The sequence below is a fragment of the Paenibacillus sp. NRS-1781 genome (assembly GCF_050467745.1).
Taxonomy (GTDB): Bacteria; Bacillota; Bacilli; order Paenibacillales; family Paenibacillaceae; genus Paenibacillus; species Paenibacillus terrae_A.
The window spans coordinates 152,871-166,851 of the sequence record NZ_JBITPI010000016.1 but is presented as its reverse complement, the minus strand read 5'-3'; the positions used below and the strand labels follow the sequence as shown (position 1 = coordinate 166,851).

Genomic DNA, 13,981 nt, shown 5'->3' with positions numbered 1-13,981 from the left:
CTGCAAAAGCATATGAGGGGAGCAAAATGAAATTATCCTTGGATTCTATTAATCGAATGAATAGAGAGCAGTTTGTCGATGCGCTGGGATGGGTGTTCGAGCACTCGCCTTGGGTGGCGGAACGCGCATGGATATCCCATCCTTTTGCTTCTTTTGGGAAATTGTCCAGTAAATTAGAAGAGGCGGTGGAGCAATCTTCACTTGATGAACAACTTGCCCTGCTCTGCGCTCACCCTGATCTTGCTGGCAAGCTGAAAATGACGGAGGTCTCCGTTAATGAGCAGCGGGGCGCTGGCCTGGATGAGCTTTCTCCAGAGGTTTATGAACAATTTAGGGCCAGCAACCAGGCCTACAAGGATAAATTCGGATTTCCTTTCATTATAGCTGTACGCGGCATGAATACAGATTCGATTTATGCCGCCTTGGGCCAACGGCTTGATGGCGAATGGGATAAAGAGAGAATGCTGGCCTTGAAGGAAGTATTTAAGATTGCCCAATTTCGATTAAGCAACTTGATTACGAGCCCTAACGACGGAAAATTAACTACCCACGTGCTAGATGTGTCCTGCGGCACACCGGCGTCCGGAATGAAGCTCGAGCTGTGGGAAATCGGCGGTGAGGAGGGACGGAGGCTGCTGCGTTCTGTCGTAACCGATGCGGACGGACGCCTGGATGCGCCTCTGCTGTCAGGCGGCGAGTTGAAGGTGGGGCAGTATGAGCTGGTTTTTTACGTTGCCGATTATTTTCGGGAGAAGGGCTTGGCCGGGAAAGAACCCCCTTTTCTGGAGTGCATTCCAATTCGTTTCGGTGTGAGTGATGCGGGCAGCCATTATCATGTTCCGCTGCTTGTAGCTCCTGGCGGCTACAGCACGTACCGGGGAAGCTGATGAATTGAAACAAAATACTGTATTTTTGTTAAGTGGGTGCATGGATTATGACGGAGTGTTTAGAGGTTATCATACGTGGAGGCCAAGTCGTTTTGCCAGATGGGGTATATGCACTTGATATCGGAATTAAAAATGGAAAAATCCACGTACTCCGGCAATTGCTGGAGCCATCGCAGGAATGCAAAGTCATTGATGCAAGCGGAGAGTTTGTACTGCCTGGAATGATAGATGTTCATGTTCATTTCAACGAGCCGGCATTAGGTGATTGGGAAGGTTTTGTCAGTGGATCGGCATCGCTCGCTGCGGGTGGATGCACCGCCTACATTGACATGCCTCTAAATGGCCGGCCGCCTACAACTTCATTAAGCGCATTAAATCAAAAATCGGCTTTGGCCTATGGTCAGTCGTACGTTGATTATGCGTTCTGGGGAGGACTTGTACCAGGAAATCTGAAATCACTAGAAGCCTTGGCGGAGGCAGGAGTTGTCGGATTCAAAGCCTTTATGTCCGACCCGGGAGGAGAAGGAGAGGATATTTTCCGGGGAGTCGATGATGTTACTTTATATGAGGGGATGCAGCAAATTGCTGCAATTGGCGGTATTCTTGCCCTTCATGCAGAAAGTGAGCCGCTGGTAGCGGGGCTTGGCGCTGAAGCGCAGCATGCCAGCAAAACCGGGTTTCGCGATTATGCGGCATCCCGGCCGGTACTTGCGGAATTGGAAGCCGTTCATCGTGCGCTATTTTATGCGAAGCAGACAGGTTGCGCGCTGCATTTCGTGCATATTAGCAATCCTCAAGCCGTAGAGCTGATTGATCAGGCAAAACGCACAGGCATGAATGTGACGTTGGAAACTTGCCCTCATTACTTGATGCTGACCTGTGATGATATGGGGTCCCTCGGAACTATTTCGAAATGTGCCCCGCCGCTCCGGTCCGAAGCGGAACGGGAAGAGATGTGGAAGGCAATTGCTGCCGGGAAGATAGACATGATCACTTCGGATCATTCACCGTGTCCGACCGAGTTAAAGCGATCCGACGACTGGTTTCAAGCTTGGGGAGGCATTTCCGGAGCACAGAGCTCGATGGAACTGATTCTGGATGAAGGACACCTGAAACGAAAGATTCCTTTACCCTTGTTATCTCGGCTGCTGTCTGAAAATCCGGCCCGCCGTTTTGGTCTATTTCCCCGCAAAGGTACGATTCAAGTAGGAATGGATGCAGATTTGACGATTTTCAACTTGAACAGTCCGTATACCTTGGCCGCGAATGATTTGTATTACCGTCATAAGCATAGTCCTTATGTTGGCAGGCAATTGAACTGCCGGGTAACTGCCACTTTATGCCGTGGTGAAGTGGTATATAGGTTGGGCGAAGGAGTTTCGCTGTCGAGAAAGGGAATGCTGCTGCATCCATTCAAACGTAAAGGGGGGGATAGATGATGAACAATGTCATACCTCGCTTACCGCAAGAGCTGCCGGATATCAATCGATTAGCTGCTTCTATCGAAGAAACATTGCATTGGTTATCCGAATATGGTGCAGACGGCGGGGGAGGTATTACCCGGTTTCTATACTCGAATTCCTGGAAACAAGCGCAAACGGCTCTAAACGACAGGATGAAGCAAGCCGGGCTTAAGGTTTACTTTGATGAAGTGGGGAACCTTTATGGACGAATTGAAGGAACGGAACCGAATGGGGGAACGATTCTGACAGGCTCCCATATAGATACCGTCATAAATGGAGGCAAATATGACGGGGCTTTCGGCATTGCCGCAGGGTTAGCAGCTCTTCAGTTTTTATTGGAACGATACGGAAGACCGAAATGCAACCTTGAGATCGTCTCGTTCTGTGAAGAAGAAGGAAGCCGATTTCCGTTAACATACTGGGGTTCCGGTAATATTTCAGGACGTTATTCGGTCGATCAAGTACCGGAAATATGCGACTCCGAAGGCGTTAGTTTAAGGGAAGCGATGATGTCGGCAGGATTTGGTTCCAAGGCGGGGCGCGCTGCAAAACGGGACGATATCCAAGCGTTTATCGAGCTTCATATCGAGCAGGGAAAGGTTCTTGAACGGGAAGAGAAGGGGATTGGGGTGGTCAAAGGCATTGTTGGGCAAAAGCGGTTTACGTGCGAGGTCACAGGCGAAGCAAATCATGCGGGAACGACGCCGATGGCCTTGCGGCGAGATGCGCTTGTGGGCGTATCCGAAATGGTTCAGTTGCTCGAAGGGCTGGCGCAAAGCTACGGCTCCCCGATGGTAGCGACCGTAGGAAGCTTGGAAGTGATCCCTGGTCTATCTAATGTGATTCCCGGCAAAGTCACGTTTACACTTGATGTGCGGCATTCGGATTCTATGGCATTGTCCGCTTTTTGTCAAGCCGTGAAAATAAGCTTCGAAGAAGTTGCAGCCAGACGAGGGCTTATGCTGACCCTCAGCCAATGGATGAACGCAGAGCCGGTCATGATGGACGTAGAACTGACTCGAATGGTGGAACATATTTGTATGCATAGAAATTTGAGCTTTCTCAGCATGTTCAGCGGTGCCGGTCACGATACGCAAGTGATGCAGTCCGTCTGTCCAACCGCACTCGTATTTGTTCCTAGCCGCGGCGGCATCAGCCACTCTCCCGATGAATACACGTCCACGAAGGAGCTTGCTGCTGGTGTTTCCGTACTAACCGATTTCTTGTATGTATTGGCCTATGACAGGGGGGGAGCGCTTTGAAAACGTATCGTGATCTGTCACCGTCCCCTCGTACAATCATGACCCCCGGACCGGTGGAGGTGGATCCGCGTGTGCTGCGGGCGATGTCGTTCCCGATCTTGGGGCAGTTTGATCCAGAATTTACCGACATCATGAATGAAACGATGGACATGATCAGGGCGTTGTTCCAAACGAACAATCACTGGGCATATTCGGTTGACGGTACATCTCGTTCCGGTATCGAAGCTGTACTGACGAGCTTAATTGAACCGGGTGACCGTGTATTGGTTCCGATCTACGGCAGATTCGGCCATTTGTTGGTAGAAATATCGGAACGCTGCGGAGCCGAGATCTCTACCATGGAGCAGGAATGGGGGCAAGTCTTTGATCCGGAGCAAGTGGTGAAAAGGATTCGTCAAGAGCGTCCGCATATTGTGGCGCTCGTCCACGGCGAGACATCCACAGGACGTATGCAGCCGCTGAAGGAAATAGGGAAGGCTTGCCGAGAGTTGGGTGTTCTTCTCGTCGTCGATGCGGTTGCGACAGTCGGTGGAACGAAGGTTGCGACGGATGAGTGGATGCTGGATGCCGTGATCGGAGGAACACAAAAATGTCTTTCCGTTCCGGCAGGCATGGCACCTGTTACCTATAATGAACGGGCAGAAGCGAAAATATTGAAGCGAAAACGAATCGAACGTGGGCTGCGCGAACCCCAGACGGAAACTGGTTGGAGCGGTAAAGGAATTCAAAGTAATTATCTGGATTTAAGTCAGCTTCAGGACTATTGGAGTCCAGTCCGATTAAACCATCATACCGAAGCGACTTCGATGCTGTACGCCCTGCGGGAAGGCTTGCGTCTCGTATTGGAAGAAGGGTTGGAGCAGCGTTTTGCCCGCCATCTGGAGCATGAAGTGGCATTGGTGGCTGGAATTCGTGCGATGGGATTAACGCTGTTCGGCGATCCTGTCTGCAAGATGCCGATGGTTACGTGCGTTAATATACCGGACGGCGTTGACGGCGAATCTGTTCGGACGATGCTTCTTCACGAATTCGGCATTGAAATCGCCAGCTCGTTCGGGTCGCTCAAAGGGAAAATATGGCGGATCGGCACTATGGGGTATAGCTGCAATAAAAAAAATGTGCTGCACTTGCTTGGAGCGCTTGAGGCCGCATTGCTCCGTCATCGCGTCCCCGTTCATATCGGAGCTGCTTCGCAGGCCGCATTGGACGTTTATAGCAGAAAGGAATGAGCAAGCATGAGCCTAGAGGCTTTAAACGAACGGGTAATAACCGATCTTTCGTATCTCAACTTCAGGGGACCTAACTGGGTTCGCCCCCTGAGCCATCCTGAGGGGCATGTCTATGACGTTGTGATCGTCGGCGGCGGACAATGTGGTTTGGGCGCAGCCTTCGGCCTTTTGCGAGAACGTGTTTCCAACATTCTCGTTATCGACGAAAACAAGGAAGGCTCCGAAGGACCGTGGGAAACCTATGCCCGCATGGTGACGTTGAGAACACCCAAGTATTTGACCTCCATCGACCTGGGGATTCCTTCGCTGACCTTTCGCTCCTGGTGGGAGGCACAAGCCGGGCAGAAAGGCTGGGAAGAGGTGGTCAAGATTCCGCGGGGCGACTGGATGAATTACTTGCGCTGGTATCGAAAGGTCCTTGATCTGCCTGTCGTTAATGAGGTCAGGCTGAAGCTGATCGAGCCCGTGGAGGGTGGGGTTCACCGCCTGCATATCGAAGGGCCGGGAGCGCGATCTGCTCAATTGCTGTCACGCAAGGTTGTGTTGGCCACCGGTATTCAGGGCGGTGGAGAATGGTATGTTCCGCCCGCGATTGCTGATAAACTGCCGCACCACCTATATGCCCACACCTCGGAAACCATTGATTTTGATTCGCTGAAAGGCAAGAGAATCGCTATATTGGGCGGTGGGGCTTCGGCCTTTGATAATGCCAATTTCGCACTAGCCGAAAGAGTGGCTGAGGTCCATATTTTTGTCCGTCGAAAGGAACTGCCCAGGATCAACCCGATCCGTCAGATGGAATTGTCCGGCATGATTGAACGGTTTGCTACGCTGTCGGATGCCGAGAAATATGCGGTGATCGCCCATTTTTTCAAGCACAGTCAGCCGCCGACCAATGACACCTTTGAGCGCGCGGTTTCATGGCCCGGTTTCCAATTGCATTTGGGTGCGCCATGGCTTGATGTGGAGGCTGCGGACGAAGGGGCGACAGTAACTGTGCCTCAAGGCAAATTTACCTTTGATTTTCTTGTTATCAGCACAGGTCTCCTCTCTGATCCGGCTTTGCGACCGGAGTTGAGGCTTGTCGAAAGCCACATTGCTCGTTGGGCAGACCGCTATAAGGCCCCGAAAGCAGTAGCTAATCCCTTGCTTGATGCACATCCTTATTTGAGTCCGGGCTTTGCTTTCTCGAGCCGCGATGACAAGGACCCAAAACTGCTGAATGGACTGTTTGCTTTTAACTATGCTGCTTTGGTCAGCTGCGGGCTCTCGGCTTCTGCCATTTCTGGCATGAGATTTGCTATACCCAAGCTCGTGTCGGCAGTAGCAGATCAGCTATTCATCGATGATCGAGATGAGATTCTGAAAGACTTCTTTGCCTATGATAAGGCTGAATTTGTTGGCGAGTGGCCGAAAAAGGCATGAACCAAGGGTTAAAACTCACACAAGGCTGATACTATCGTTTTTATTGGATGAATGACCTTGAAATGAATAGCAGGAGGATGATCCCGTGAGTAACGAAAACTTAATGACTCAAGCAATCCAGTTAGCCCAGCAAAATGTTGTTTCTGGTCATGGTGGCCCGTTCGGTGCCATTGTAGTTAAGGATGGGAAAATTATCGGAAGAGGGGTTAATGAAGTTACCTCGTCCTGCGATCCTACAGCACATGCAGAAGTACAGGCTATACGAGAAGCGTGTAAGCATTTAAATGATTTTCAATTAAATGGTTGTGTGATCTATACAAGCTGTGAACCATGTCCAATGTGTATTGGGGCCATTTATTGGGCAAGACCTGATGCAGTCTACTACGCATGTACAAAAGAAGAAGCAGCAATCATCGGATTTGACGACCAATTTATATATGAACAAATTGCTATGCCTATGGAAGATCGTTCAATAATTATGAGTCAAATATACTCGCCCAAAAGCAAGTTGCCTTTTGAAACATGGAGCACATCAGTTCAAAAAATAGAATATTAATACTATCATTTACTGAAATTATGAATATTTCTTACTAAACTATTAGTATCCTTTACATCATAAGTCAACATGATTGCCACCATTGATTGAAGTTCGATGGTGGCTTGTTATGGTGCATGATCGTATGGACACTTAAGATACGAATAATTTCGGCTGAAAAAGGGTACATATGTTATAAACAGAACAATGATTAGGCAAATTCAGGACAAGCTTGCGGATTGAATATATTTTACAAGAGGAGGAGCAGCTATGAAAATTATCATTACGCAAAAGGAAGCTGCCGACAAAGGAATCTGGACAGAGATTATGAGTATGTTCGCTGTAACCAAAGAGGACGAGGTATGGCAAAATGAAGAGTTTATTCTCACCGAAGAACAGGCACGTCAGGTCGGATTGATCAAATAAAAAGCCGTAGATAAGACATGTAAGCAAGTTTTAAGACCAAGTCTTAAAAAATCGTAACTTCTTTTTTATGGTTCTGATACACTTTTTAACCGTACAACGTTTATAGTAAGTGCATAAGGGTAATGAAGCTTACAGACACCGTGTACATACCCAGACGGTAAGGAGAGATCAGACATGATGAGACTAGCTTCGAAATGGACAATATTGGCTTTAATGATGATGCTGATGACGGCAGTGGGAGCAACAGCACAAGGCTACACGCCCGTAACACCTGCTGAAAATCAGGAGACCGTATATATAAACCAATTGGAGATGCATAACGGACAAATCTATTTGTCGGCAGATCCGATTGAATGGTATGAAGGTAAGGCAGCAGACAAGGCGTTCTTGGAGCATGAAGGAAACACAGGATTGGACGGAGCACCAGACGGTTACTACATCGTGAATAATTCCGTGCAAAATGACGTGTACCAGGTTGCCCCAGATGCTTCGGTAGAGGTACAAATTTATGATCATACAGGTCGCATAGAAGATACAGATGTAAAATGGAATGAATCCATCCCTTTGGCACAGTTTGAAAAAGATTTTGCCAAAAAAGATGTATTGGATCTCAGCCAATTTCCATACCATGTAACGTTGCGTGAGGGTAAGGTTGTTAAAATCGTGCAGCAGTTTATTCCTTAATATACAAGGTATTGCATAACAAATAAGAGGATATCCATCCCAAATAGGGGCGGATATCCTCTTCTGTCATATATATGGATTTAGAAGGATTTTGCAGCTTCTGTTGCACTTTGTACAGCAGCTTCAACAATGGCTTGTGCTTGATCTGGAGCTTGGTTATGTCCTTCCAGTACAACCTTCACGATGTCTTTCACACCGAAGAAGGATAAGATGTTGCTCATGAAGTTCAAAGACATTTCAGCAGCAGCAGCAGGGCCTTCGGAGTATACGCCGCCTCTTGCATTCAACAGGGCTACTTTAGTTTCAGTTACGAGACCAACTGGACCCTCAGCAGTGTATTTGAACGTTTTACCAGCTTGGTTCAGGTAGTCAATGTAAGTATGCAGTACAGCTGGAATCGTCATGTTCCAAAGCGGGAAAGCGAATACGACTTTGTCTGCCGCCAGGAATTGATCAAGGTAGCCGTTAGCTACGCCCGTCAGGCGAGCTTCTTCAGCGTTCAGCTCCAAGCCTCTAGCGGATTTGAACATGCCGTTAATCATGTTGGCGTTCAAATAAGGAAGCTCGACGGAGAACAGGTCCAGTTCAGTGATTTCATCGGATGGATGGGAAGCTTTGTAGCTTTCCACGAAAGCGTTATACAATTTAACGGTTGCCGATTCTTCGGCTGTACGATCATTAGCTTTGACAAATAGTACTTTAGACATGATTTATTTCCCCCTAGGTAAGTTAAGTAAGTCATTTACCTCGTAATATTACAATATAAAGATAATATCTGTCAACACTTTTATATTAAATTAATTTTAATAAGCTACTTAATTTTTTTCACTGTAAAATTCATGTGTTTCTTTTGCAAAATATCAGTTTTGCGGTAAAATTTAAGTATGAGCTGAGTTAGAAGAATGGATTCCATAGGCGAAAATGAAATTACCATGTAGTCAGCAGAATAGGTACATCAGATGAACGAAAAAAGGTGAGTAGCTTGAAGATTGGTTTTTTTGATTCAGGATTGGGTGGAATTACAGTATTATCTGAGGCCTTACGACGGCTGCCAAACGAAAATTTTGTATACTTGGCGGATACGCTTCATGTTCCTTACGGGACGAAAACACCGCAGGAGGTGTGCGGATACGTCAAGGCTTCGGTACAAACGATTTTAAAAGAGGATGTTAAGGCGCTGGTCATTGCCTGTAATACAGCCACGAGTATCGCGGTTGCGGAGCTGAGGAACGAATACGATATTCCGATCATTGGCATGGAGCCGGCCGTGAAGCCTGCGGTGGAGATGAATCGAGCGAATGGTAAAAGAGTGCTGGTGTTAGCGACGCCGTTGACATTAAAACAATCCGGTTTTGCAGCGCTGGTGTCCAGAGTTGACGATCATGGAAGTGTAGATTCGTTGCCCTTGCCCGAGCTGGTGCATTATTGTGAGCAGTTACATTTTGACCGGACAATAATGGCTGAATATTTTAACCGCAAGCTGTCTGCGTTCGATCTGACCTTATACGGTACGGTCGTTTTGGGGTGCACACACTATCCTTTTTATAAGGAGATCTTGAAGGGGCTGCTGCCTTCCCATATTCAGCTAATCGACGGGAGTCAGGGAACGGTCAGACGGTTAAAACAGGTGCTGTCTGAGCGCAATTTGCTGGTATCTCCGGCAAAAGCAGGTCAATCGCAGGAGGGACACATTACGTTCCTGTGTACCAGTCAGGATGAGGACTATGTCCATAAAATGGAGCGTGCGCTTGAAATTTATGCGGAGCATGAAAAGATTTCTTTTTAAAGCAGGTGCGGCTGGCGAACGGATTGAATCATAGCGATGAATCGTAGCGTCAGTCGCGTAGTGAATCAGAGGCATGATGGAGGGGAGGCTTCGATCAATATACAGAAGCGTGGACTTATTGGCTGAACAGGGTTCGCTGAAAGGAATAGGGTAATATGAGTATACAAGGATGGAATCATATTTGCTTTTCGGTGTCAGATTTGGAGAAGTCGATACATTTTTATCAAAATGTATTAGATGGAAAGCTGCTTGTCAAAGGACGTAAGCTAGCTTATCTGGACTGTCTGGGCATGTGGCTGGCTCTCAATGTGGAGGAGGATATTCCGAGAAATGAAATTCATCATTCCTATACGCATGTTGCATTTTCGGTAGCGGAAGCGGATTTTGAGGATATGCTTAACAAGCTGAGAGCTTTCAATGTCACAATTTTGCCCGGACGAGAGCGGAATGAACAGGACAAAAGGTCAGTCTATTTTACAGATCCGGACGGACATAAGTTTGAATTCCATACAGGACAATTGCAGGATCGCCTGGAATATTATAAAAATGAGAAGAGGCACATGACTTTTTATGATTGAGTAAGCGGTATCCATATGAATGTCCGAGCATATACAGGGTTCACATCTGGGAGGAATACAGAAGTATGTCACTTTCGCAGGAAAGCGGCTCCAAGCAAGCACAAGTCGTGAAAACGATGACAGTTTTTGCAATCACTTGGCCGATCTTTATAGAAATGCTGTTTCATATCTTAATGGGTAGCGTGGATACGTTCATGCTGAGCCATGTGTCGGACGAGGTTGTGTCAGCTGTGGGTGTGTCGAGACAGCTGATTGAATTTACGATTATTTTGTTCAATCTGCTTGGTCTTGGAGTAGGTGTCATCATCGCTCAGCTATTGGGTGCGCAAAAGCATGTGGATGCGAGCCGTGTAACGGCCTCGGCCCTGACCTTCAATCTGGTATTCGGTTTGGCGCTGAGCTTGATGTTTATTGTAAGCCGGGATTTTCTGCTGTCCTTTTACCATATTACCCCGACGATTAAGGAAAATGCCGAGATCTATATGATGCTGGCAGGGGGTTCGCTGTTTCTGGAAGCGCTTATGCTAACCGCAGGTCCGGTGATTCGTTCACACGGTTTTACGAAAGATACGATGATCGTGGGCATTGGTATGAACATTTTGCATATTGTGGGGAATGCGTTGCTAATTTACGGCTGGTTTGGTCTGCCGCAAATGGGCGTGGCTGGAGCAGCGATTTCAACAGTAATTAGCCGCGCTGTAGCCTGTGTCTGGATTTTTATATTGCTGTACAAACGTGTAAGTGCGCCGATTCGCCTCCAGTATTATGTACAGCTTCAATGGAGCAAGCTGGTGGCCATCCTGAAAATCGGCATCCCGGCGGGACTGGAATGGTTGTCTTATCAGCTCAGCCAAATGATGGTGACCCGGTTTGTCAGCTTCATGGGCACAACGGCGATTGCTACTCATTTTTATACGAATACGATTGTGTACTTTTTTATGGTGTTCGGCATGGCAGTGGGCGAGGGGACGGAAATTATTGTTGCTCGCCTGATAGGTGCAGGAGATAAGGAGAAGGCGTATCACCAACTGCTGCGTAGCCTGAAATGGTCACTGGTCATTACGATTGCGGTGATTGTGGGGGTATCCTTTTTCCGATATGAAGTGATGGCGATCTTTTCGGATGAGCCGGCGATTATTCAACTGGGGGCAGCGATTTTGCTGTTCTGTATATTGCTGGAGCCGGGCCGTGTGTTCAACCATGTCGTCATTAACTCCTTGCGGGCGGCGGGGGATGTACAGTTTCCGTTGATGATGGCGATCATCTCGATGTGGGGGATCAAAATTCCATTGGCATATGTGCTGGGTATTCATCTGGGATATGGTGTGCTTGGGGTGTGGATTGCGCATGCCTGCGATGAGTGGGTACGAGGCATTTTCCACTACCTGCGCTGGAAAGGTCGGAAATGGCAGCACAAGTCGCTGTTGTCCAAGGCTGAGCTACAAGCGGATTCGTTGTCAGGCTGACACTTGAAGCTGTAGTTGCTCAGGCACCACTATACATAGGCATTCTCCATGGATATGGGGGGATGCTTATTTTTTTACAAAAATAAGCAAAAAGGGGATGTTCAAGATTTCCAAAAATTGCTAGAATATAGTAACCTCGAACAAGAGCTTCAGTAGAGGTTTTCAAAGTTTCAGAGACGGATGGTTTCCGATTGAATCCATGAAGGAGGGAATAGGATGGAACGCAAAGTGCATATCATTCCTTACCAAGTGATCAAGCAGGAGCAACAGGTGAATGAAATACCGCGAGGGGTGGAGCTGATTCAGGCCCCTGCGATGTGGAGCCGAACCCGAGGCCAGGGAGTGAAGGTGGCAGTACTGGATACGGGCTGTGATGCGAACCATCCTGATTTGAAGGAACGCATTATTGGTGGCCGGAACTTCACGGATGATGATGACAGTGATCCAAACATTTTTACGGATTACAACGGTCACGGTACGCATGTGGCAGGTACAATCGCGGCAGCAGAAAATGAGGATGGTGTGGTGGGTGTCGCCCCGGAGGCGGATTTACTCATTATCAAGGTGCTGAACAAGCAAGGCTCCGGTCAATACGACTGGATCATTCAGGGGATTCATTATGCGATTGAGCAAAAGGCAGATATCATCTCGATGTCGCTTGGCGGCCCCGAGGACGTGCCTGAGCTGCATGAAGCGGTGCAGAAGGCGGTAGCGAACCATATTTTGGTCGTCTGCGCAGCAGGTAATGAGGGTGACGGTGACGACAGAACGGACGAGCTGGGCTATCCTGGCTGCTATAATGAGGTGATCAGCGTAGGCGCTGTAAACTTTGACAGACATGCTTCCGATTTCAGCAACTCCAACAATGAGGTGGATTTGGTTGCGCCGGGAGAAGATATTCTGTCTACCATTCCGGGAGGAAAATACGCGACCTTCAGCGGTACTTCAATGGCTACTCCACATGTGGCTGGGGTTTTGGCGCTGATTAAGCCGTTGGCGAACGCGAGCTTTGAACGGAATCTCACCGAGCCGGAGCTATACGCCCAGCTGATCAAACGCACCATTCCGCTCGGCCATTCTGCCAAGCTGGAAGGCAACGGTCTGCTGTACTTGACGGCAGTCGAGGAGCTTTCCCGTATTTTCGACGCTCAGCGTGTAGCGGGAATATTGAGTGCAGGATCATTACATGTTAAATAAGCCGTAACTTCTGTTATATAGCGGTTCTCCTGAGGGGGAGCCCCAATGCTCGAAAGTACAATATATAGACGCACTAAACCGTTTCGATCAATATATTGCTGATTTGAAATCGTTCTTAGGATTTATGCAAAATACTCTATTAAAAAGATCGCAGCCGGAGAGCATCAAGCATCTCTTCCAGGCTGCGATCTTTTGGTTTCTGTAGGAGGTAGAATCTCATTTATAACAAATTCCATTGTATCTTCATGAGTCATACCCTGTGATTATTGCGCACCCTCAGTAATGGCGATTTCTTTCTCCAGATTTTCTCTGGACAGATTGGCGGTCAAATAATCGAGTGTATTGGGCAGGACGAGGTGCAGATTGGATTTTTGACAAACACGGATTGTGCACTTGTCGACAACAAAATCAAAGACATGCCCGCCTCCGGTACGCTCGTCGTTAATAAAGTGCAAATGGAACCCGGCCACTCCAATTCCTTGAGCATATGCAGGTGTCCAAAACCCGGTAATTACGCCGGAAGCGTCGTTAAAAGTGAAGGTGGGCTGTGATTTGGTCGCTTCGATAAAAGGTTTGTAAGGCTTCACTTGGTGAGGCACGGTGCGTGTCTTCACTTCACGAAAAGTGCCATCCATACGGAAGGCGTAGAACAGATTACGACTTGGAAACAGCTTTAGCAGCAGGGCTTCCAGCTCTTCACGATGTATGGGATGGTCAATAGTATATGTGAAATCTTCGCGGAAAAAGGTGACAGTGGAAAAGGGAGTTGTCTCTTCCGGTTTTACACGATGGGCCGTACCGTCTGGAAGCAAGTGATAAAATTCGCCATCAAACGCAATCATCTCACCATTCAGTTGATCGAAGGTGCCGAGCCCGAAATCCCCGTGCTTTTGCAGTTCCTTGAAGGTAACGACTCCGTCATAAAGACCATCCAATAAAGCGAGCATGGTGGACGTTTGATAAATATCATGATCAGTTTTTTGCTTTGTTTCCAGTTCTGCAACGGTCATGGAAATACACTTCCTTTTGTGATTGGATGCATT

The 13,981-nt window shown here is 47.9% G+C and carries 14 protein-coding genes; 12 read left to right on the top strand and 2 right to left on the bottom strand.

What is annotated here, in order from left to right; genetic code table 11:
* The first annotated feature begins 26 nt into the window (after positions 1–26).
* The 8 genes from uraD (at position 27) to ACIFO6_RS06740 (ending at position 7,911) form a co-directional block, all read left to right on the top strand.
* Positions 27–887: a 2-oxo-4-hydroxy-4-carboxy-5-ureidoimidazoline decarboxylase gene (gene uraD / locus ACIFO6_RS06775; protein ID WP_430039294.1), complete on the top strand. Its 861-nt coding sequence runs from the start codon at positions 27–29 to the stop codon at positions 885–887.
* Positions 888–919: 32 nt separating this feature from the next.
* Positions 920–2,326: an allantoinase gene (locus tag ACIFO6_RS06770; RefSeq protein ID WP_430039292.1), complete on the top strand. Its 1,407-nt coding sequence runs from the start codon at positions 920–922 to the stop codon at positions 2,324–2,326.
* On the top strand, positions 2,326–3,612 hold the full coding sequence (gene allC, locus ACIFO6_RS06765) for an allantoate deiminase (RefSeq protein WP_430039290.1): 1,287 nt from the start codon (positions 2,326–2,328) through the stop codon (positions 3,610–3,612). Before ACIFO6_RS06770 ends, allC begins: the two co-directional genes overlap by 1 nt.
* Entirely contained in the window at positions 3,609–4,841 is a 1,233-nt protein-coding gene (locus ACIFO6_RS06760) for a pyridoxal-phosphate-dependent aminotransferase family protein (RefSeq protein WP_430039288.1), read from the top strand. The genes allC and ACIFO6_RS06760 overlap by 4 nt, the downstream gene beginning before the upstream one ends.
* A gap of 6 nt (positions 4,842–4,847) precedes the next feature.
* Positions 4,848–6,266, top strand: coding sequence for an NAD(P)-binding domain-containing protein (locus ACIFO6_RS06755; protein WP_430039286.1), 1,419 nt, complete (start codon positions 4,848–4,850; stop codon positions 6,264–6,266).
* Positions 6,267–6,369: 103 nt separating this feature from the next.
* Positions 6,370–6,822 (top strand): nucleoside deaminase, encoded by a 453-nt coding sequence (locus ACIFO6_RS06750; RefSeq protein WP_430039340.1) that lies wholly within the window; start codon positions 6,370–6,372, stop codon positions 6,820–6,822.
* A 249-nt stretch (positions 6,823–7,071) separates the two neighbouring features.
* Entirely contained in the window at positions 7,072–7,227 is a 156-nt protein-coding gene (locus ACIFO6_RS06745) for a hypothetical protein (RefSeq protein WP_430039284.1), read from the top strand.
* 174 nt (positions 7,228–7,401) lie between these two features.
* Positions 7,402–7,911 carry a hypothetical protein gene (locus tag ACIFO6_RS06740; protein WP_430039282.1) on the top strand — a complete coding sequence of 170 codons (510 nt, stop codon included), beginning with the start codon at positions 7,402–7,404 and terminating at the stop codon, positions 7,909–7,911.
* 80 nt (positions 7,912–7,991) lie between these two features.
* Here the strand turns inward: ACIFO6_RS06740 and ACIFO6_RS06735 are convergent, their stop codons facing one another.
* Positions 7,992–8,618 (bottom strand): FMN-dependent NADH-azoreductase, encoded by a 627-nt coding sequence (locus ACIFO6_RS06735; protein WP_430039280.1) that lies wholly within the window; start codon positions 8,616–8,618, stop codon positions 7,992–7,994.
* A gap of 275 nt (positions 8,619–8,893) precedes the next feature.
* Between ACIFO6_RS06735 and murI the strand changes: the two genes are divergently transcribed.
* From murI to ACIFO6_RS06715, 4 genes are all read left to right on the top strand, one after another.
* Positions 8,894–9,697, top strand: a complete 804-nt coding sequence (gene murI / locus ACIFO6_RS06730) for a glutamate racemase (protein ID WP_430039278.1) — start codon at positions 8,894–8,896, stop codon at positions 9,695–9,697.
* A gap of 155 nt (positions 9,698–9,852) precedes the next feature.
* Positions 9,853–10,275: a metallothiol transferase FosB gene (gene fosB / locus ACIFO6_RS06725; protein ID WP_430039276.1), complete on the top strand. Its 423-nt coding sequence runs from the start codon at positions 9,853–9,855 to the stop codon at positions 10,273–10,275.
* A gap of 65 nt (positions 10,276–10,340) precedes the next feature.
* On the top strand, positions 10,341–11,741 hold the full coding sequence (locus ACIFO6_RS06720; protein ID WP_430039274.1) for an MATE family efflux transporter: 1,401 nt from the start codon (positions 10,341–10,343) through the stop codon (positions 11,739–11,741).
* 216 nt (positions 11,742–11,957) lie between these two features.
* A complete protein-coding gene (locus tag ACIFO6_RS06715) occupies positions 11,958–12,938 on the top strand; it encodes a S8 family peptidase (RefSeq protein ID WP_430039272.1) in 981 nt (326 codons plus the stop codon).
* A gap of 263 nt (positions 12,939–13,201) precedes the next feature.
* Here the strand turns inward: ACIFO6_RS06715 and budA are convergent, their stop codons facing one another.
* The gene (budA, locus tag ACIFO6_RS06710; protein WP_430039270.1) at positions 13,202–13,948 is read right to left on the bottom strand and encodes an acetolactate decarboxylase; all 747 of its coding nucleotides are present in this window, start codon (positions 13,946–13,948) and stop codon (positions 13,202–13,204) included.
* Positions 13,949–13,981 lie beyond the last annotated feature (33 nt).

Coding starts and splice junctions, on each gene's coding strand:
- ACIFO6_RS06715 (WP_430039272.1), top strand. CDS start 11,958: ATGGAACGCAAAGTGCATATCATTCCTTACCAAGTGATCAAGCAGGAG.
- ACIFO6_RS06735 (WP_430039280.1), bottom strand. CDS start 8,618: ATGTCTAAAGTACTATTTGTCAAAGCTAATGATCGTACAGCCGAAGAA.
- allC (WP_430039290.1), top strand. CDS start 2,326: ATGAACAATGTCATACCTCGCTTACCGCAAGAGCTGCCGGATATCAAT.
- ACIFO6_RS06740 (WP_430039282.1), top strand. CDS start 7,402: ATGATGAGACTAGCTTCGAAATGGACAATATTGGCTTTAATGATGATG.
- fosB (WP_430039276.1), top strand. CDS start 9,853: ATGAGTATACAAGGATGGAATCATATTTGCTTTTCGGTGTCAGATTTG.
- ACIFO6_RS06720 (WP_430039274.1), top strand. CDS start 10,341: ATGTCACTTTCGCAGGAAAGCGGCTCCAAGCAAGCACAAGTCGTGAAA.
- uraD (WP_430039294.1), top strand. CDS start 27: ATGAAATTATCCTTGGATTCTATTAATCGAATGAATAGAGAGCAGTTT.
- ACIFO6_RS06755 (WP_430039286.1), top strand. CDS start 4,848: ATGAGCCTAGAGGCTTTAAACGAACGGGTAATAACCGATCTTTCGTAT.
- ACIFO6_RS06745 (WP_430039284.1), top strand. CDS start 7,072: ATGAAAATTATCATTACGCAAAAGGAAGCTGCCGACAAAGGAATCTGG.
- budA (WP_430039270.1), bottom strand. CDS start 13,948: ATGACCGTTGCAGAACTGGAAACAAAGCAAAAAACTGATCATGATATT.
- ACIFO6_RS06750 (WP_430039340.1), top strand. CDS start 6,370: ATGACTCAAGCAATCCAGTTAGCCCAGCAAAATGTTGTTTCTGGTCAT.